Source organism: Amycolatopsis alba DSM 44262 (assembly GCF_000384215.1).
Classification (GTDB): domain Bacteria; phylum Actinomycetota; class Actinomycetes; order Mycobacteriales; family Pseudonocardiaceae; genus Amycolatopsis; species Amycolatopsis alba.
The window spans coordinates 9,591,703-9,609,802 of sequence record NZ_KB913032.1 but is presented as its reverse complement, the minus strand read 5'-3'; the positions used below and the strand labels follow the sequence as shown (position 1 = coordinate 9,609,802).

Below are 18,100 nucleotides of genomic sequence, written 5' to 3'. Positions count from 1 at the left end.
CTGGTCCACTACCGAACCCGGATCCACGCCGCCGGGTCGCCCACCGCCGAACAGGAGCGCTCCACCGTGCCCAACGACCTCGCCAGCAGGCTGGAGCCCATCGTGGCCGAAGCCGTCAAGGCCGCGGGTTTCGACCTCGATTCCTTCGAGGTCCAGCAGGCAGGCCGCCGTCAGCTGGTCAAGGTCGTCGTCGACGGGGACGACGGCGTCGGGCTGGACGAGGTGGCGAGCGTCAGCCGGGCAGTCTCCGCCACGCTCGACGAGAACGAGCACGTGCTCGCCAGCGCGTACACGCTCGAAGTCACTTCGCCCGGCCTCGACAGGCCGCTGACCCTGCAAAGGCACTGGCGTCGCGCGAAGTTCCGCCTCGTCAAGGTCACCCCGGCCGAGGGTGCCGCCTTCATCGGCCGTGTCGGGCACGCGGGGGAGAAGTCCGCGCGCGTGCTCGTCGACGGCGAGATCCGGGACGTCGGTTATGCCTCGCTGACCAAAGCGGTCATCGAGATCGAGTTCAAGCAACCACCTGCCGAGGACCTGAAACTGTTGGAAACCGATGCGTCGGCCCTGAACGCCGCCACCACGGAGCCGAAGGAGGAGCCGAAGTGAACGTCGACATCGCAGCGCTGCGCGCGATCGAGCGGGACAAGGACATCCCCTTCGAGACGGTGATCGAAGCGATCGAAACCGCCTTGCTCACCGCGTACAAGCACACCGAGGGCCATCAGCCGCACGCCAGGATCGACATCGATCACAAGAGCGGCCTGGTGCGCGTCCTCGCGCACACCCTCACCCCGGACGGCCAGATCGACGAAGAGTGGGACGACACCCCCGAGGGCTTCGGGCGGATCGCCGCCACCACCGCGCGGCAGGTCATCCTGCAGCGCTTGCGCGACGCCGAGCACGAGAAGACCTTCGGCGAGTTCTCCGCCAAGGAGAACGAGCTCGTCGCCGGCGTGGTGCAGCGCGATGCCCGCGCCAACGCCCGCGGCATGGTCGTCATCCAGGTCGGCGACATCGAAGGCGTGCTGCCCGCGATCGAGCAGGTGCCCGGTGAGACCTACGAGCACGGCGACCGCATCAAGGCCTACGTCGTGACCGTCGCGCGCGGCAACCGCGGCCCGCAGATCACGCTGTCGCGTTCGCACCCGAAGCTGGTGCACAAGCTGTTCGCGCTCGAAGTCCCCGAGATCGCCGACGGCACGGTCGAGATCGCCGCCGTCGCACGGGAGCCGGGACACCGGACCAAGATCGCGGTCCGCTCGACGGTGCCCGGCGTCAACGCCAAGGGCGCGTGCATCGGCCCGGTCGGCGCGCGGGTGCGGAACGTGATGAGCGAACTCGCGGGCGAGAAGATCGACATCATCGACTTCTCCGAGGACCCGGCGAAGTTCGTCGGGAATGCGCTGTCGCCCGCGAAGGTTGTATCGGTTCGGGTCGTCGACGAGCGGGCCAAGACCGCTCGCGTCGTCGTCCCGGACTTCCAGCTTTCGCTCGCGATCGGCAAGGAAGGACAGAACGCCCGCCTCGCCGCCCGGCTCACCGGCTGGCGAATCGACATCCGCAGCGACGCCGCTCCTGAGCAGGGTGACGAAGCACACGCCGGGCAGTCGCGGCCCGCCGCGGCAACCGGTTCGGCTGAGTGAAGGTCGAAGCGCTAGACTTACGAGTGGTTCAGAGCCCGCGGCCGGGAACCGACCTCCAGCATGACCGGGAAGCTCCGGTCCGCACCTGTGTGGGTTGCCGTCGGCGGGCCTTGATCGGCGAGTTGCTGCGAGTGGTCGCGGCGGACGGGCGGCTGATCGTCGACGAACGTCGGCGGTTGCCGGGCCGGGGTGCTTGGCTGCACCCCGTGCCGGACTGTCTTGCCAAGGCCGAGCGGCGCAGAGCGTTTCCCCGAGCACTTCGTGTTCCGGGGTCGCTCGACGCCCAAGGTGTCCACGAACGCCTGGAGCGGCTCGCCGGAAGCTGAAGGCGCCGGGACATCCCCGGTGCCAGTTGGAATCAGGAAGCAGGTCGACCCGTCATGAGTCAGCCGTGAAGCTGAATCAATGAACGCGCGACAATAGGACGAGGTCTGCGGGTCTGCCGCCGGCCTCCCCAGATGAGGAGAGCTGTGCCAGGCAAGGCCCGAGTACATGAGCTCGCGAAAGAGCTCGGCATCACCAGCAAGGAAGTTCTCGCCAAGTTGAAGGATCAGGGCGAGTTCGTGAAGTCCGCGTCGTCGACCGTCGAGGCACCCGTGGCCCGACGTCTTCGCGACGCCTATTCGTCCAAGGACGGCCAGAGCAAGAAGCCCGTCCCGACTCCCGGACCGCGTCCGCCGGCGAAGCCCGCTGCCCCGGCTCCGGCCGCGAAGCCCGCTCAGCCCGCGCCCGTGGCGAAGACCGAGGCCCCGGCCGCCCCCGCGGCGTCCGCTCCGGCCCCGTCGGCTCCGGCTCCGGCCCAGCAGCCGTCCCGTCCCGCCACTCCGGGTGTCCGCCCCGGCCCGCGCCCCGGCCCCAGGCCGCCGGCGCCCAAGGAAGAGGTCGCTCCCGCGGCGAAGGCCGCTCCGGCCGAGCCCAAGCAGGAGACCCCGGCAGCACCGGCCACCCCGCCGGCGTCCCAGGCGCCGTCGCAGGGTTCGGTCGTGCCGCCGAAGCCGCAGGGCCCCAAGCCCGCCGGCCCGAAGCCCGGCCCGCGCACCCCGCGTGTCGGCAACAACCCGTTCGGTGTGGGTTCCGGCGCCCCGGCGCCGCGTCCGTCGGGGCCGCGTCCCGGCGGCGGCAACCAGCAAGGCGGCGACAACCGTCCGCCGCGTCCCGGTGGCGGGCAGGGCGGCGACCGTCCGGCCCCGCGGCCCGGTGGCGGCGCTCCCGGCGGTAACCGCCCGAACCCCGGCAACATGCCCCCGCGCCCGAACCCCGGCATGATGCCGGGCCGTCCGGCCCGTCCGGCCGGTGGTCCCGGTGGCGGCCGTGGTGGACCCGGCGGCGGAGCCCGTGGTGGCCCCGGTGGCGGCGCTCGTGGCGGTCCCGGTGGCGGCGGCGGAGGTTTCCGCGGCGGTCCCGGTGGCGGTGGCGGCGGTGGCGGCTTCCGTCCCGGCGGTGGCGGCGGCGGCGGTTTCCGTCCCGGTGGCGGTGGCCCCGGTGGCGGCGGCGGTGCCCCGGCCGGTGGCGGCGGTTTCCGCGGCGGCGGCGGTCGTGGCGGCCCCGGTGGCCGTGGCGGTACCGCGGGTGCCTTCGGGCGTCCCGGTGGTCCCTCGCGCAAGGGCCGCAAGTCGAAGCGGCAGAAGCGCCAGGAATACATGGACAACATGCAGGCGCCCAGCGTCGGCGGCGTCCGCCTGCCCAAGGGCCAGGGCGAGACGATCCGGCTGCCGCGTGGTGCCTCGCTGACCGACTTCGCCGAGAAGATCGACGCCAACCCGGCTTCGCTGGTGCAGGTGCTCTTCCACCTCGGTGAGATGGTCACGGCGACGCAGTCGGTGTCGGACGACATCCTGGAACTGCTCGGCGGCGAAATGAACTACAACGTTCAGGTCGTCAGTCCCGAGGAAGAGGACCGGGAGCTGCTCGAGACCTTCGACATCACCTACGGCGAAGACGCGGGTGAGGAAGAAGACCTGCAGGTCCGGCCGCCGGTCGTGACCATCATGGGTCACGTCGACCACGGTAAGACCCGCCTGCTCGACACGATCCGCAAGACGAAGGTGCGCGAAGGTGAAGCCGGTGGCATCACCCAGCACATCGGCGCCTACCAGATCGAGACCGAGCTTGAGGGCAACCCGCGTCTGATCACCTTCATCGACACCCCCGGTCACGAGGCGTTCACCGCCATGCGTGCCCGTGGTGCGAACTCGACCGACATCGCGGTGATCGTGGTGGCGGCCGACGACGGTGTGATGCCGCAGACGGTCGAGGCGATCAACCACGCGCAGGCCGCCAAGGCGCCGATCGTGGTCGCGATCAACAAGATCGACAAGGAAGGCGCGAACCCGGACAAGATCCGGCAGCAGCTGACCGAGTACGGCCTGGTCGCCGAGGAGTACGGCGGCGACACGATGTTCGTCGAGATCTCCGCGCGGCAGAACATCAACATCGACGGCCTGCTCGAGGCGATCCTGCTGACCGCCGACGCCGCGCTGGACCTCCGGGCCAACCCGGCCATGGAGGCACAGGGTGTCGCGATCGAGGCCCACCTCGACCGCGGCCGCGGTCCGGTGGCCACGGTGCTGGTCCAGCGAGGCACGCTCCGCGTCGGTGACTCGGTCGTGGCGGGTGACGCCTACGGCCGCGTCCGCCGGATGGTCGACGAGCACAACGTCGACGTCACGGAGGCGTACCCGTCGCGTCCCGTCCAGGTCATCGGGTTCACCTCGGTGCCGGGTGCGGGCGACACCTTCCTGGTGGTCGACGAGGACCGCGTCGCCCGGCAGATCGCCGAGCGCCGTTCCGCCCGGACGCGCAACGCCCTCAACGCGTCGCGTCGCAAGCGGGTCAGCCTCGAGGACCTCGACTCCGCCTTGAAGGAGACGAACAGCCTCAACCTGATCATCAAGGGTGACAACTCCGGTACCGTCGAGGCGCTCGAAGCCTCCCTGGTGCAGCTCGATGTCGGCGACGACGTCGAACTCAACGTCGTCCACCGCGGTGTCGGTGGCGTCACCGAGTCCGACATCGACCTGGCGACCGCGTCCGACGCGATCGTCCTGGGCTTCAACGTCCGTGCGCAGGGCAAGGCGACCGAGCGGGCCACCCGCGAAGGCGTCGATGTCCGGTACTACACGGTCATCTACCAGGCGATCGAGGAGATCGAGCAGGCTCTGAAGGGCATGCTCAAGCCGGAGTACGAAGAGGTCGAGCTCGGCAAGGCGGAGATCCGCGACGTCTTCAAGTCGTCGAAGATCGGCACCATCGCCGGTTGTCTCGTCATCTCGGGCGAGATCCGCCGCAACGCGCGGGCCCGTCTGCTCCGCGACGCGACCGTCATCGCCGAGAACCTGCCGATCAGCTCGCTGCGGCGGTTCAAGGACGACGTGGTCGAGGTTCGCGACGGTTACGAGTGTGGTCTGACGCTGGGGTCGTACAGCGACCTCAAGGTCGGCGACGTCATCGAGACCTACGAGCAGCGCGAAAAGCCGCGTGCGTAAGTGACACGGGCGGCGCTCCCCTCGCATCTGGGCGGGGGGAGCGCCGCTTCACCTTCGAAACAACCCAGAACCCCAAATGTTCGTAGGAGCTCTTGAGCTCGACATCCTGCTGGGCGACGTTCGTTCGCTCAAGCAGAAGCGATCCGTGATCAAGCCGGTGCTGGCCGAGGTCCGCAGGCGTTTCGACGTCTCCGTCGCCGAGGCCGGTCAGCAGGACCTGCACCGGCGTGCGCTGATCGGTGTGGCCGTGGTCGCGGCGAGTGGCGAGCATGTTCGTGACGTGCTCGACTCGTGTGAGCGCCTCGTGGCCGGGAGGCCGGAGTTCGAACTGCTCTCCGCCCGCCGCCGGCTGCTCGGCCCAGATGACTGATCGATCTTTCGAGGAGACGAATCCCATGGCCGACCCCGCTCGGGCTCGCAAGCTCGCCAAGCGGATCTCACAGATCGTCGCGCACGCGATCGAGCACGACATCAAGGATCCGCGGCTCAACCACGTGACCATCACCGACACGAAGATCACGGCGGATCTGCACGACGCCACGGTCTATTACACGGTGCTCGGCGAGAACCTGGAGTCCACGCCCGATCACGCCGGTGCCGCGGCGGCGCTCGAATCCGCCCGTGGTGTGCTGCGCACGAAGGTCGGTCAAGGCACGGGAGTCCGCTACACTCCGACGCTGGCCTTCGTGGCCGACAGCATCCCTGAGGACGCCAAGCGCATCGAGGACCTCCTCGCGAAGGCCAGGGAAGCCGATGCGGAGGTCGCCCGGCGGGCGACCGGAGCACAGCACGCCGGTGAAGCCGACCCGTACAAGCCGCCACGGGAAGAGGCCGAAAACGATGAGTTCGCCGATGAGGAGACGCGGGGCTGAGGACGCGGGCCACGCCCTGAACAGGCGTGACCTGCTGCTGGGAGCCGCGGCTCTCGGTGGCTCGGCGCTGCTTTCCGCTTGCGGCGCCGGGAAAGCACCTTTGGTGGGGCCGCCGACGGTGGCCCCACCGACCACCCCGACCCCGCTCACCGAAGCGGTCACGGTGCAGAAGATGCGGTCCGCGGCCCGGAACCGCGACGTCAACCTCGTCATCATCGCGCCGGACGGCGTGTCACGGGTCGGAATGCCGGTCTGCGTCGCCCTGCACGGGCGCGGCGCGGACGCCCGGACGTTCCTGGACCTCGGCGTGCAGAACGCGCTGAACCAAGTCGTCGCGGCCGGGCTGCCCGCCTTCGCGGTGGCCTCCGTCGACGGGGCCGACTACTGGGTGGACGTCGGCAAGGGCGACGACCCGCAGCGGATGCTGTCCGAGGAACTGCCCGGCTGGCTCGCCAAGCGCCAGCTGCGGCCGCCGTCGGCGATGTTCGGGATCTCGATGGGCGGGTTCGGTACGTTGCGCTACGCCCGCGAGCACAAGAACCTGAAAGCCGTCGCCGTCGCGAGTGCCGCGCTGTTCGTGAGCTGGCCCGATGCCAAGTCCCGCAAGGTTTTCGCGGATCGGGAGCAGTGGGAATCGCATGAGCCGCTGCTGCACGTCGGCGATCTCCCGGCGTCGTCGACCGGGGTGTGGTGCGGGAATTCGGATCCCTTCGCCCGCGCCGACCGCAAACTCATCAAGGCGCTCGACCCGGCCGTCGCGAGGATGACCCCCGGCGAGCACAACGAAGACTATTGGCGGGGCATCATGCCCGAGATGATGAAGTTCGTCGGGGAACGCCTCGCCTGACCCCCGCAAGTAGGTGACTACTTGCGGGGGAGGCCCCGAGCGCGCGCCTCTCGAGATCCTCCAGTGACCGTGTCGCGAAAGCCACTTTCGGGACATCAGACGTCGCGAAAGTGGCTTTCGCGACACGTCCTGCCCCTCGTCCGGACCTTCGTGGCGCGCGTGGGACCACCGCAAGGAGGTGACTACTTGCGCGGGAGGCCTTGCGGGTTGATCTGCGACGCCTCCACGGCCTCGCTCCCCAGGTTCCAGCGTTTGAGCACCTCGGCGTACTGGCCGCTCGTGAGCACGCTCTGGATGGCCTGGCGCAGCGGTTCGGCCAGCCCGTTGCCCTTCTTGGTCATCGCCGCGATGTCGGCCGGGATCTGGCCGCCGCCGGAGACCGACCCGACGATCTTCGTCTGCCCGTCCACGGCGACGTGATACGCGGCCGTCGGGTTGGGGCCCGCGTAGGCGTCGATCCGGCCGGACTGCAGTGCCAGGTAGTAGTCGGTGGTGTTCTGGAAGTACTGGAACTCCACCGGTTTCAGGCCCGCCGCCTTGTTCTGCTCGTCCCAGCGCACCAGGATCTGCTCCTGGTTGGTCCCGGAACCCACGCCCACCTTGAGCCCGGCGATGTCCTTGGGCTCCTTCACGGTGACGTCACGGGCCTTCTTGACTTCGAAGGCGATGGTGTCCTTGCGGTAGGTGGCGAAGTCGTACTTGTCCTTGCGCTCCTCGGTCACCGTGATGTTGGAGAACCCGGCCGCGTACTGGCCTGTCTCCACCGAGAGGAAGAGGTTCTCCCAGGACGTCGCCTGAAGGTCGAGTTCCAGCCCCAGCACGTCCGCGACCAGTTGCGCGATGTCGACCTCGACGCCGATCACCGTCTTGTCGTCGTCGGCGCGGAACGTCAGCGGGGGAGTGCCGTTGCCGGTGGTGCCGACGGTCAGTTTCCCGGTGTCGCGCACCGCTTTCGGCACCAGATTCGCGACGGCGTCGACCTTCTGCGCGCGGATCCGGTTCTGCTGCGCGGTGATGTTGATCCCCGAGGTCCCCGGCTGAGGCGGGGCGGGGGCCGCGGCCTCGGTCGTCCCGCACGCGGCCAGCGCGACCGTGGACACGAGCAGGATCGGGTACAAGAGCTTTCTCACGGTGGTACTCCTTAAAGAACCTTTTCGAGGAACGCTTTGGTGCGGGGATGCTCGGGCGCGTCGAGGATCCGGGCGGGCGGGCCGTGTTCGACGACGCGGCCGGCGTCCATGAACACCACGGTGTCCGCCACTTCCCTGGCGAAGCCGATCTCGTGGGTGACGACGATCATCGTGGTGCCGTCGCGAGCGAGTTTCTTGATCACGTCGAGCACTTCGCCGACCAGTTCCGGGTCGAGCGCTGACGTCGGCTCGTCGAACAGCAGGACTTCGGGGCGCACCGCGAGCGCGCGGGCGATCGCGACCCGTTGCTGCTGCCCGCCGGAGAGCTGCCGCGGGTAGGCGTCCGCCTTGTCCGCGAGCCCGACCAGCGTGAGCAGGTCCCGCGCGTGGGCGGTCGCCTCCTCGCGAGACCGGCGTTGCGCCGAAATCGGTGCCTCGACGACGTTTTCCAGTGTCGTGAGATGCCCGAACAGGTTGAAGTTCTGGAACACGAACCCGATCCTCGTGCGCTGCTTGAGGATCTCGCGTTCGCGCAGTTCGTGCAGCCGGTCGCCCGAGCGCCGGTAGCCCATCAGTTCGCCGCCGACGCTGATGAAGCCGCGGTCGGCGCGGTCGAGGTGGTTGATCAGCCGGAGCAGGGTGGACTTGCCGGAGCCGGACGGGCCCAGCACCACGGTCACCTCGCCGGTGCGGACCTGGAGGTCGATCCCGTCGAGCACGGTCAGCGTGCCGAAGGCCTTGTGCACGCCGCGGACATCGACCTTGAAGTCTTCGCTCATCGGGCAGCCGCCTTCAGTTTGGCGAGGCCGGCGCGGGCCTTCTGCAGGGGAGTGGGCGGGACGGTGCGCAGCGCGCCCTTGGCGTAGTGGCGTTCGACGTAGAACTGCGCGATCGAAAGAAGCGTGGTGAGCACCAGGTACCAGACGGTGGCCACCAGCAGCAGCGGGATCACCCGGCCGCTCCGGCTGTAGATCACCTGGACCTGGTAGAAGAGTTCCGGCAGCGCCATCACGTACACCTGCGAGGTGTTCTTGACCATGCCGATGATCTCGTTGGCCGCGTTCGGCACGATCGAGCGCATCGCTTGCGGCAGCACGATCCTGCGGAACTGCCTGCTCGCCGGGATGCCCAGCGCCGCGGCCGCCTCCCGCTGTCCCTGATCGACGGAGAGGAGCCCGGCGCGCACGATCTCCCCGGAGTAGGCGGCCTGGTGCAGGCCGAGGCCGAGCCCGGCGGCGAGGAACGGCGGGATCAGGCTCATCGTGTCGAACGAGACGAACGACGGGCCGAACGGGACGCCGAAGGAAAGCTGGTTGTAGAGAATGGCGAGGTTGTACCAGAAAAGCAGCTGGAGAATGAGTGGCACCGACCGGAAGATCCAGGTATAAGTCCAGCTGACAGACCGTAGGAGCGGATTCCGGGAAATGCGCATGAGGGCGAGAATCGTGCCGAGCAAGAATCCCGCGACCACGCCGAACACGGTCAATTCGATCGTCAGGACGACCGAAGAGAGAACGGCGTCGGCGAACACGTAGTCGGCGACGACCGACCATTCCCAGGCCTGGTTGGTCACCAGGGCGTGTCCGGCCATGGCCACCAGGACGGCGACCGCCGCGGCGGCCAGCCAGGTCAGCGGACGCCGGGCGGGCACGATCTTCAGCGCCTCCTCCGGCCGGGCAGGTGCTGCCGGTGGCGCGTCCAGATCACTCGTCATAGGGCACCTGTCTCGGGAAATGGGCAGCATGAATCGCCGAAAGCGGGGAAGATCGAAAAGGAAATGTCCTCGCCGCGGCATTGATCGCCGCTTTCCTTCTCGTCGAGCCGACTTTAGGAAGGCTTGCCCGTTCCGGTCAACGAAGCCGGTGCCGGTTCCAGATACTGGAAACACGTGGCGGACCCCGGCACGTGTGTGTCGTCCACCCCGTCACGTGTGTCGTCCATCTGATCACACGTGCCGTCCGTCCAGTCACGCGAAACCGCCCTGGCGGCGAAAGGTGCGGGACTAGACAGGCTTGGCGGCGACGATCAGGTCCCGCACGATCGCCTGGTCCACCCGGTGGGCGAAACCGGCGTACGGGCCGTCCTCGCGGACGTCCAGTCCCGCCTTGTCGAGGATCGCGGCGAGTTCCTCGCGCGGCGCGACGTTGGTGTTCCAGGAGATGCCGAGCGCGCCGCCGGGCCGCAGCACCCGTGTCCACACCGGGACAGCGGCCGCGAGCAGGTCTCGCGGGCTGCGCGCGAGCGACGCGTCCTGGGTGCGGTGGCTGCCGTGCTGCACGCCGTACGGGGCGTCGGTGACGATGAGGTCCACCGAGTTCGGCCGCAGCAGTTCGTCCGTGGTGAGCGTGTCGCAGTTGAGGTAGCTCAGCTTGCGGACGTCACCCGCCTTGTACTGCTCCTTGGTGATCCCGAACCCGATGTCGAGCCGCCTGCCGAGCCGGACCTTGTTGCGCCGCACCTGACCGGATTCGGCGCTGTGCTTGATGCGCTTCTGCTTCAGCCAGGTCTTGACGAACAGCTCGTAGGAGTCGAAATCCTTGCCGTCGACGTCGAGCCCGGTCGCGTCGAAGCCGTACATCATCGCCTGGTTCAGCGTGGTGCCGCGGCCGCAGAGCGGGTCGAGCAGATGCAGCGGCCCGTCCAGCATCGCGGTGGGATTCGCGGTGGACAGCAGGGTGACGTTGACGAGAAGTTTGGTGAACAGCTCGTTCGTCTTGCCGGGGTACTTCTGGATGGTCAGCAGATCCGAGTCGAAGTTCGCGAGCGGGCTGATCGTCACCGGCTTCAGGACACCGTCGCCGCGTTCGAACAGCGCGTACAGCGCGGAAAGGTTCGAAAGGAGCGCGAGATCGCGTTCGCTCAACGGGGCGGGAGTGGTGAAGGTGAGGTAGCTGACGCCACCGAGTTCCGTCTCGCCGATCTCGGAGATCTCGGTCTCCAGAGCGGACAGGCCGAACACCGCCAGCTCCGCGCGCAGCAGGGCCGGGGTGGAATCGGTGTAGACCCGGTTGGCGGACGGGTAGACCAGGATCGCGTACTCGGACATCCGGTAGAGCGTAGCTTGATTGATTGTGACAGCGACTCCAGTGCCGAACCTGAAGGAAGCCGCCGCCCTGCTGGCGCGCGCGAACGATGTGACCCTGCTCGGCCATGTCCGGCCGGACGCCGACGCGCTCGGCAGTGCGCTGGCACTGGGCCGGGCACTGCAGCTGCGGGGCGCCAAGGTCCGCGTCTCGGTCGGCGAGCCGGAAGAGATGCCGGAAACCCTGCGGAGCCTGGACGTCGGCGGGCTCTACGTCCCCGCGAGCGAGCTGCCGGAGAGTGAACAGCTGCTGGTCGCGCTCGACACGCCCACCCCCGGCAGGCTCGGGAAACTCGCGCCGAGGGTGGACGCCGTCCGCGCGGCCGGGGGCGAGGTCCTGGTGATCGATCACCACGCCTCCAACGTCTTCTTCGGGACGACGCATGTCGTCGACGACACCGCCGAAGCGACGGCCGTCCTCGTTTTCGCGTTGCTGGAAGAGCTCGGCACCGAGATCGACGAGCCGATCGCGCGCTGCCTGTACGCGGGGCTCGTCACCGACACGAGCGGCTTCCGCCGCGCCCGGCCGTCCACTCACGTGATGGCCGCGAAGCTGCTCGAAGCCGGGGTCAACCCGGACAAGGTGGTCCGCGAGATCGTCGAGGACCACCCGTTCGCGTGGCTGCCGATGCTCTCGGGCGTCCTCGCGGGGGCCCGGCTCGAACCGGACGAGGCGCGTGGCTTCGGCCTCGCGCACGCCGTCGTGACGCTCGACGCCGCGCGGAGCGTGCGCGCGGAGGAGGTCGAAGCGGTCATCGACGTCATCCGGTCCACTCGTGAGGCCGGGGTCGCCGTGGTGCTCAAGGAAGCCGAACCGATCGGGCCGGGGCAGCGGTGGACGGTCTCGCTCCGTTCGGCGGGCGGCGTCGATGTCTCGGCCGCCGCCGGGGAACTGGGTGGCGGCGGACATCGTCAGGCTGCCGGATGCACCGCGGAGGGCACGGCGGGGGAGGTGCTCGACAGGCTGAGGGCGGCCCTGTCGAGGGCGCCGCTGCTGTGACCCGGTGACGGGCGGTGTCATCGTAATTTCATCGGCGGTTCCTAACGTGATCCGCGATGAACGCCGACGCCTCCCTTCGCCGCCGGATCCTGGTCACGCTGGGCGTGATCGTGCTGTTCCGGCTGGGTCAGAGCCTGCCGACTCCCCACCTGACCGCCCGCGCGCCCGAAGACGATCATCCGCTGCGCTGGATCCTCGACCTGGCCACCGGCGGTGGCCTGGCCACCCTGCCGGTGTTCGCGTTCGGCGTCCTTCCCAGCCTGGTCGCCTTGCCTGTCCTGCGGACGCTGATCGTCCTGATCCCGCGGCTGGCCGCGCTCCGGACCGAAGGCGAAGCCGGTGCCCGTGCGCTGCTGCGGTATCAGCGACGGCTCACCGTCGTACTCGGCTTGCCGGGGGCCATCGCCGTGGTCACCTTCCGCGGCCTGGAGGTCCTCCACAGCGTTGTGGCCGTGGCGTGCCTGACGGCGGGCGCCGCACTGGTCCTGCGGCTGACCGAGGTGATCACCGACCGGGGATTCGGCGACGGCGTCCGGATCCTGCTGCTCGCGCAGGTCCTGGCGGTACTGCCGGCGGAGTTCCTGCGCCTGTACGGAACGAAGGGCTGGGCCGCGGTCGTGGTCATGGCCGTGGTGGCGCTGTCGATCGCGGTGCTCACGGTCGTCCTCGCGCAGGGCCAACGCCGTGTCCCCGTGCAGTACGCCAAGCGGATGATCGGTGTGCGCGCCTACGGCGGGGCCCCGACCTACATCCCCCTTCGGTTCCCCCAGGCGAACAGCCCGGCCGTCCTCGCCGCGGCGCTGCTGTCCTTGCCGTCGCTCTGGCCCGGCGTGGGCTGGCTGGGCGACGAGGGCAACCCCTGGCGGATCGCGGTCTACTTCGTCCTCGTCTGTGCCTTCGCGTTCATCAGAGCGGCCTTGTCGCAGGACATGGACAAGGTGGCGGGCGAGCTCGTGCGGGTGGGTGGCTTCGTGCCGGGGATCCGGCCCGGACCATGGACCGCCGAATACCTCGACTACGTGAACCGCCGGGTCATCGCCTTCGGCGCGCTCTGCTCCGGGGTGGTGGCGCTGATCCCGGCCATCGGCCTGGCCTTGCTGGACGTGAATCCGAGGCTTCCCTTCGCGGGTGTCGCCCTGCTGGTCGTCCTCGTGTTCCTCGTCAGTGTCACGCTCGACACCGCGCGGCAGTTCGACGCGCTGCGCCTGCGGAAGGAGTACGGGCCGTTCCTCCGGTGATCTTCCCGGCGACTGGGACTGTCGTACCAGACGTCTAGTCTGCGCTGGTGCCTGAAGTTTCCGAACCCGACGAGCGCGTCCCGCCGAAACGCGTCCTCGGTCTCGCCGTGCCCGCGCTCGGCGTCCTCGCGGCCGAACCGCTGTACGTCCTGGTGGACACGGCCGTCGTCGGGCATCTCGGCGCGTTGCCGCTGGCCGGGCTCGCCGTCGGCGGTGTCGTGCTGTCGCAGGTGTCGAGCCAGCTGACGTTCCTCTCCTACGGCACCACGTCGCGGACGGCCCGGCTGCACGGCGCCGGACGTCGCGGCGAGGCGGTCCGCGAAGGCGTCCAGGCGACCTGGCTCGCGGTGATCGTCGGGCTGGTCGTGATCGTCGCCGGGCAGCTGCTGGCCGCGCCCATCGCGCGGGTCCTCTCCGGGGACGCCGCGATCACCGACGCCGCCGTCTCCTGGCTGCGGATCGCGTTGTTCGGGACGCCGTTCATCCTGATCACGATGGCGGGCAACGGCTGGATGCGCGGCGTGCAGGATTCCGCGAAACCGTTGCGCTATGTCCTGGCGGGCAACGGGATCTCGGCCGTGCTGTGCCCGGTGCTGGTGTACGGCGCGGGCTGGGGGCTGGAAGGTTCGGCGATCGCGAATGTCGTCGCGCAGGTGATCTCGGCGTCGCTGTTCATCGTGGCCCTGGTGCGGGAGCGGGTCCCGCTGCGCCCGGAGCCGAAGGTGATGCGGGCCCAGCTCGGCCTCGGCCGGGATCTCGTGGTGCGCAGCCTCGCCTTCCAAGCGTGCTTCGTCTCCGCCGCCGCGGTCGCCGCGCGGACGTCCACCGAGGCCGTCGGCGCGCATCAGGTCGTGTTGCAGCTGTGGACGTTCCTCGCGCTGGTGCTGGACTCGCTCGCGATCGCCGCGCAGTCGCTCGTGGGGGCCGCCCTCGGCGCCGGGGCGAGCAAACGGGCGCGGGGGTTGTCGAGCCAGATCACCGGCTACGGGCTGATCTTCGGCTGCTTCCTCGGTGTCGTGTTCGCCTCGCTGGCCGGGGTGCTGCCGCAGGTGTTCACCTCGGACGCGGCCGTACTCGGTGAGATCCCGCACGCGTGGTGGTTCTTCGTGGCGTTGCAGCCGATCGCGGGGGTGGTGTTCGCGCTGGACGGTGTCCTGCTCGGCGCGGGCGACGCCGCTTTCCTGCGCAACGCGACATTGCTGAGCGCGGCGCTGGGGTTCCTGCCGCTGATCTGGTTGTCGCTCGCGTTCGGGTGGGGGCTGGCCGGGATCTGGACCGGGCTCTCGCTGTTCATGCTGTTGCGGCTGGCGACCCTGCTGGTGCGGTGGCGCTCGGGCCGGTGGGCCGTGGAAGGCGCCGTCCGCGCGGCCTGAGGCGGCCCGTGCTGTGGTGAAAACCACCCGTGTAACGGGTATGTTTCGCCGTTGCTTAGGAGCTACAACTATATGAGGCGGCAGCGCGGGCGTCACTCTTTGCCCGAAACCGTTCTCGAGGAGGAAACACTGTGACTGGCCGAGCCACCCGCCGGTCCTGGTTCATCTGGTTCGCCGCCGTCACCGTCTACCTCCTCGCCGTCTTCCACCGGACGTCGTTCGGCGTCGCCGGGCTGCAGGCCGCCGACCGCTTCGGCGTCGGCGCGGCCGCGCTCGGCACGTTCACCGTCCTGCAGGTCGGTGTGTACGCCGCGATGCAGATCCCCACCGGCGTGCTCGTCGACCGCTACGGCCCGCGCCGGGTGCTCACCGCCGCCGTGTTCTTCCTCGGGCTCGGCCAGATCCTGCTCGCGATCGCCGATTCGTATCCGCTCGGCCTGGCCGCCCGCGCCGTCGTCGGCTTCGGTGACGCGCTGACCTTCGTGAGCATCATGCGGCTGATCGCCGCGCATTTCCCCGGCCGCCAGTACGCCCTGCTCGCCGCGCTGACCGGCGCCATCGGGTACGTCGGCAACCTCGCCGCGACCGTCCCGCTCGGCCTGCTGCTCGACGGTCCCGGCTGGACCCCGACGTTCCTCGCCGTCGGCCTGGTGACGGCGCTGTACGCCGCCGTCGTCGCCCTTCGCGTCAAGGACACGCCGCCCGGCGAGCCGGAGCCCGTGCGCGGAAAGGTGCACCCGAAGGTGCTCGGCCGCCAGGTCGCCGAGGCGTGGCGGACGCCGGGGACCCGGCTGGGCTTCTGGGTCCACTTCAGCACGATGTTCGCGCCCAACGTGCTGACCATGCTGTGGGGTGTCCCGTTCCTGGTGCAGGGACAGGGCTACCCGAAGTCCACCGCGAGTTCGCTGCTGATCGTGTTCGTGTTCGGCTCGATGATCGGCGGCCCGTTCGTCGGCGGCCTGATCGGACGGCGCCCGTCGCTGCGGATGCCGCTCGTCGGCGGGTACATCGGCGGCGCCGCGGTGATGTGGGCGGTCCTGCTCGGCTGGGGCGGGACGACCCCGGTCGCGGTCCTGGTCCCCGCGTTCGCCTTCCTTTCCCTCGGCGGCCCCGCGTCGATGATCGGCTTCGCGCTGGCACGGGACTACAACCCGCTCTCGCGTGTCGGCACCGCGACCGGTGTCGTGAACGTCGGCGGGTTCGTGGCCACGACGATCTCCGCGCTCGCGGTCGGCGTGCTGCTGGAATGGACCGGCGGCGCGTTCCGCCTGGCGCTGCTGTCCGTGATCGCGGTGCTCGCTTTCGGCACCTTCCGGATGCTCGTGTGGTGGCGGCGCACCCGCGCCGCGCTGTTCGAGGCCGAGGCCCGCGGCGAGCGGATCCCGGTGCAGATCCGGCGCCGCCGGTGGGACGCCGTAGCGCCGCTGCCCGTCTCGTCCTAGGCGAGGGCGCGAAAGATAGGGTTCGGCCCGTGTCGCGCCCCAATCAGGCTCCTGCCAAGAAACGTCCCGCCCCGCCGCCCGGTCTCGTCATCGTCGACAAGCCGTCCGGGATGACCTCCCACGACGTCGTCGCCAAGGCGCGCCGCTTCATGGGCACCCGCAAGGTCGGGCACGCCGGCACCCTCGACCCGATGGCCACCGGTGTCCTCGTGCTCGGCATCGAACGCGCGACGAAACTCCTCGGCCATCTGGCCCTGGACCGCAAGACCTACCTCGCGACCCTCTCTTTGGGACTGTCGACCACGACCGACGACGCCGAGGGCGACCCGATCGCCGAAGCCGCCCCGGACGCCGTCGAGAAGGTCACCGACGCCGGGATCGCCGCCGGGATCGCCGCGTTGACCGGCGACATCCAGCAGGTGCCGAGCGCGGTCAGCGCGGTCAAGATCGACGGCAAACGCGCGTACGCCCGCGTCCGGGCAGGCGAAGAGGTCGTGATCCCGCCGCGCCCGGTCACCGTGCACCGCTTCGATCTGCTCGCCACCCGCCGCGAGGCGGGCCGGATCGAACTCGATGCCGTCGTCGAATGTTCATCGGGCACCTACGTCCGGGCGCTGGCCCGCGATCTCGGCGCCGGGCTCGGTGTCGGCGGGCACCTGCTCGCGTTGCGGCGCACCACGGTCGGCCCGTTCACCCTCGCCAAGGCCCGCACGCTCGACCAGCTCGAAGACAAGCCGGAGCTGTCGCTCGACCTCGACGCCGCCGTCGCCGCCGCGTTCCCGCGCCGCGATCTGGACGCCCGCACGGCGCAGGCGGTCCGATATGGACAGAGGGTGCCCGCGGCCGGGATCGAGGGCACCTACGGGATGTTCGGACCGGACGGCCGGGTGCTCGCGCTCGCCGCGGACGAGGGCGGAGTGGCCCGGTCGGTGGTCGTGCTGCTGCCCGCCTAGGGTGGTGCACAAGCGGGCTGGAGGAGACGGGGCACAAGTGCAGCGTTGGCGTGGTTTGGGTGACCTTCCCGGTAGCTGGGGACGGTGCGTGGTGACGATCGGCGTCTTCGACGGCGTGCACCGCGGGCATCGGGAGCTGATCTCGAGGACGGTCCGCGCCGCCGCCGAACGCGGCGTGCCGAGTGTGGTGCTGACCTTCGACCCGCATCCCTCGGAGGTGATCCGGCCGGGCAGCCATCCCGCGCAGCTGACCACGTTGCGCCGCAAGGCGGAACTGGTCGAGGGCCTGGGTGTCGACGTCTTCTGCGTGCTGCCGTTCACCCTCGAACTGTCACGGCTGACGGCGCACGAGTTCGTGCACGAGGTCCTGGTGGACAAACTTCACGCGGCCGCGGTGATCGTGGGGGAGAACTTCACCTTCGGCGCGAAGGCCGCCGGTGATGTCAGTCTCCTTCGCACCTTGGGGAAACGGTTCGGCTTCGTGGCGTTCGGCGCGGAACTGCAAGGCCTGCTGGCGCAGGAGCAGACGGAGAACGAGATCACCTTCTCCTCGACCTACGTCCGCTCGTGCATCGACGCCGGGGACGTCATCGCGGCGTCCGAGGCGCTCGGCAGGCCGCACCGGCTGGAGGGCATCGTCGTCCGGGGCGACGGCCGGGGGCACGACCTCGGCTACCCGACGGCGAACCTGTCGACGCCGCGGTTCGCGGCCGTGCCCGCCGACGGTGTCTATGCCGCCTGGTTCACCCGTTCGTCGGATCCTGGCGGCCGGCTGCGCGCGGCGGTGTCGGTCGGTACCAATCCGACGTTCTCGGGGCGGGAGCGCACCGTCGAGGCCTTCGTACTCGACATCGACGAGGATTTCTACGGGCAGCACGTCGCGCTCGATTTCGTCGCCAAGCTGCGTGATCAGGTCCGTTTCCCGACGTCGGAAGGTCTGGTGAAGCAGATCGACGAGGACGTCACGCGGACCAGGCAGCTGCTGGACGGGCAGGACTGACCGGCCCCGGACGGAGCCGGACGAGAATCTACAAA

Annotated in this window: 17 protein-coding genes; 13 read left to right on the top strand and 4 right to left on the bottom strand. The window is 69.6% G+C overall.

All coding sequences use genetic code 11. The features are described from left to right. Positions 1-66: 66 nt before the first annotated feature. The 7 genes from rimP to AMYAL_RS0144325 all read left to right on the top strand — a co-directional run bounded on the left by rimP (position 67) and on the right by AMYAL_RS0144325 (position 6,847). Positions 67-606 carry a ribosome maturation factor RimP gene (gene rimP / locus AMYAL_RS0144350; RefSeq protein ID WP_020637759.1) on the top strand — a complete coding sequence of 180 codons (540 nt, stop codon included), beginning with the start codon at positions 67-69 and terminating at the stop codon, positions 604-606. Beyond that, positions 603-1,643, top strand: a complete 1,041-nt coding sequence (gene nusA / locus AMYAL_RS0144345; protein WP_020637758.1) for a transcription termination factor NusA — start codon at positions 603-605, stop codon at positions 1,641-1,643. The genes rimP and nusA overlap by 4 nt, the downstream gene beginning before the upstream one ends. 23 nt (positions 1,644-1,666) lie before the next feature. Then, on the top strand, positions 1,667-1,969 hold the full coding sequence (locus AMYAL_RS49005) for a YlxR family protein (RefSeq protein ID WP_084702286.1): 303 nt from the start codon (positions 1,667-1,669) through the stop codon (positions 1,967-1,969). A 144-nt stretch (positions 1,970-2,113) separates the two neighbouring features. Further along, a complete protein-coding gene (gene infB / locus AMYAL_RS0144340) occupies positions 2,114-5,128 on the top strand; it encodes a translation initiation factor IF-2 (RefSeq protein ID WP_020637757.1) in 3,015 nt (1,004 codons plus the stop codon). Between the two features lie 76 nt (positions 5,129-5,204). Continuing rightward, positions 5,205-5,498 carry a DUF503 domain-containing protein gene (locus AMYAL_RS0144335; RefSeq protein WP_020637756.1) on the top strand — a complete coding sequence of 98 codons (294 nt, stop codon included), beginning with the start codon at positions 5,205-5,207 and terminating at the stop codon, positions 5,496-5,498. A gap of 25 nt (positions 5,499-5,523) precedes the next feature. Next, the gene (gene rbfA / locus AMYAL_RS0144330; protein WP_020637755.1) at positions 5,524-6,000 is read left to right on the top strand and encodes a 30S ribosome-binding factor RbfA; all 477 of its coding nucleotides are present in this window, start codon (positions 5,524-5,526) and stop codon (positions 5,998-6,000) included. Further along, positions 5,981-6,847: an alpha/beta hydrolase gene (locus tag AMYAL_RS0144325; protein WP_020637754.1), complete on the top strand. Its 867-nt coding sequence runs from the start codon at positions 5,981-5,983 to the stop codon at positions 6,845-6,847. The genes rbfA and AMYAL_RS0144325 overlap by 20 nt, the downstream gene beginning before the upstream one ends. 182 nt (positions 6,848-7,029) lie before the next feature. On the opposite strand, the gene AMYAL_RS0144320 is transcribed toward AMYAL_RS0144325, so the two are convergent. From AMYAL_RS0144320 to AMYAL_RS0144300, 4 genes are all read right to left on the bottom strand, one after another. After that, positions 7,030-7,977 (bottom strand): ABC transporter substrate-binding protein, encoded by a 948-nt coding sequence (locus AMYAL_RS0144320; RefSeq protein ID WP_039795036.1) that lies wholly within the window; start codon positions 7,975-7,977, stop codon positions 7,030-7,032. A gap of 11 nt (positions 7,978-7,988) precedes the next feature. Beyond that, on the bottom strand, positions 7,989-8,756 hold the full coding sequence (locus tag AMYAL_RS0144315) for an amino acid ABC transporter ATP-binding protein (protein ID WP_020637752.1): 768 nt from the start codon (positions 8,754-8,756) through the stop codon (positions 7,989-7,991). After that, positions 8,753-9,691 (bottom strand): amino acid ABC transporter permease, encoded by a 939-nt coding sequence (locus AMYAL_RS0144310; protein ID WP_020637751.1) that lies wholly within the window; start codon positions 9,689-9,691, stop codon positions 8,753-8,755. Before AMYAL_RS0144310 ends, AMYAL_RS0144315 begins: the two co-directional genes overlap by 4 nt. A gap of 288 nt (positions 9,692-9,979) precedes the next feature. Further along, the gene (locus AMYAL_RS0144300) at positions 9,980-11,023 is read right to left on the bottom strand and encodes a TRM11 family SAM-dependent methyltransferase (protein WP_020637749.1); all 1,044 of its coding nucleotides are present in this window, start codon (positions 11,021-11,023) and stop codon (positions 9,980-9,982) included. 40 nt (positions 11,024-11,063) lie between these two features. Here AMYAL_RS0144300 and AMYAL_RS0144295 point away from each other — a divergent pair, with 40 nt between their 5' ends. The 6 genes from AMYAL_RS0144295 to AMYAL_RS0144270 all read left to right on the top strand — a co-directional run bounded on the left by AMYAL_RS0144295 (position 11,064) and on the right by AMYAL_RS0144270 (position 18,065). Continuing rightward, a complete protein-coding gene (locus AMYAL_RS0144295; protein WP_020637748.1) occupies positions 11,064-12,059 on the top strand; it encodes a DHH family phosphoesterase in 996 nt (331 codons plus the stop codon). 56 nt (positions 12,060-12,115) lie between these two features. After that, positions 12,116-13,297: a preprotein translocase subunit SecY gene (locus AMYAL_RS0144290; protein WP_020637747.1), complete on the top strand. Its 1,182-nt coding sequence runs from the start codon at positions 12,116-12,118 to the stop codon at positions 13,295-13,297. A 44-nt stretch (positions 13,298-13,341) separates the two neighbouring features. Further along, positions 13,342-14,670 (top strand): MATE family efflux transporter, encoded by a 1,329-nt coding sequence (locus tag AMYAL_RS0144285; RefSeq protein ID WP_039795035.1) that lies wholly within the window; start codon positions 13,342-13,344, stop codon positions 14,668-14,670. 131 nt (positions 14,671-14,801) lie between these two features. Then, the gene (locus AMYAL_RS0144280; RefSeq protein WP_020637745.1) at positions 14,802-16,112 is read left to right on the top strand and encodes an MFS transporter; all 1,311 of its coding nucleotides are present in this window, start codon (positions 14,802-14,804) and stop codon (positions 16,110-16,112) included. Between the two features lie 29 nt (positions 16,113-16,141). Next, positions 16,142-17,065 carry a tRNA pseudouridine(55) synthase TruB gene (gene truB, locus AMYAL_RS0144275; protein ID WP_020637744.1) on the top strand — a complete coding sequence of 308 codons (924 nt, stop codon included), beginning with the start codon at positions 16,142-16,144 and terminating at the stop codon, positions 17,063-17,065. A gap of 37 nt (positions 17,066-17,102) precedes the next feature. Continuing rightward, positions 17,103-18,065 carry a bifunctional riboflavin kinase/FAD synthetase gene (locus AMYAL_RS0144270; protein WP_084702285.1) on the top strand — a complete coding sequence of 321 codons (963 nt, stop codon included), beginning with the start codon at positions 17,103-17,105 and terminating at the stop codon, positions 18,063-18,065. The last annotated feature ends 35 nt before the right edge of the window (positions 18,066-18,100 follow it).

Bases quoted from the DNA above. Each gene is read 5' to 3' on its own strand.
- AMYAL_RS0144315 (WP_020637752.1), bottom strand. From the start codon at position 8,756: ATGAGCGAAGACTTCAAGGTCGATGTCCGCGGCGTGCACAAGGCCTTC.
- AMYAL_RS0144300 (WP_020637749.1), bottom strand. From the start codon at position 11,023: ATGTCCGAGTACGCGATCCTGGTCTACCCGTCCGCCAACCGGGTCTAC.
- AMYAL_RS0144335 (WP_020637756.1), top strand. From the start codon at position 5,205: ATGTTCGTAGGAGCTCTTGAGCTCGACATCCTGCTGGGCGACGTTCGT.
- AMYAL_RS0144325 (WP_020637754.1), top strand. From the start codon at position 5,981: ATGAGGAGACGCGGGGCTGAGGACGCGGGCCACGCCCTGAACAGGCGT.
- AMYAL_RS0144290 (WP_020637747.1), top strand. From the start codon at position 12,116: ATGAACGCCGACGCCTCCCTTCGCCGCCGGATCCTGGTCACGCTGGGC.
- AMYAL_RS0144310 (WP_020637751.1), bottom strand. From the start codon at position 9,691: ATGACGAGTGATCTGGACGCGCCACCGGCAGCACCTGCCCGGCCGGAG.
- rbfA (WP_020637755.1), top strand. From the start codon at position 5,524: ATGGCCGACCCCGCTCGGGCTCGCAAGCTCGCCAAGCGGATCTCACAG.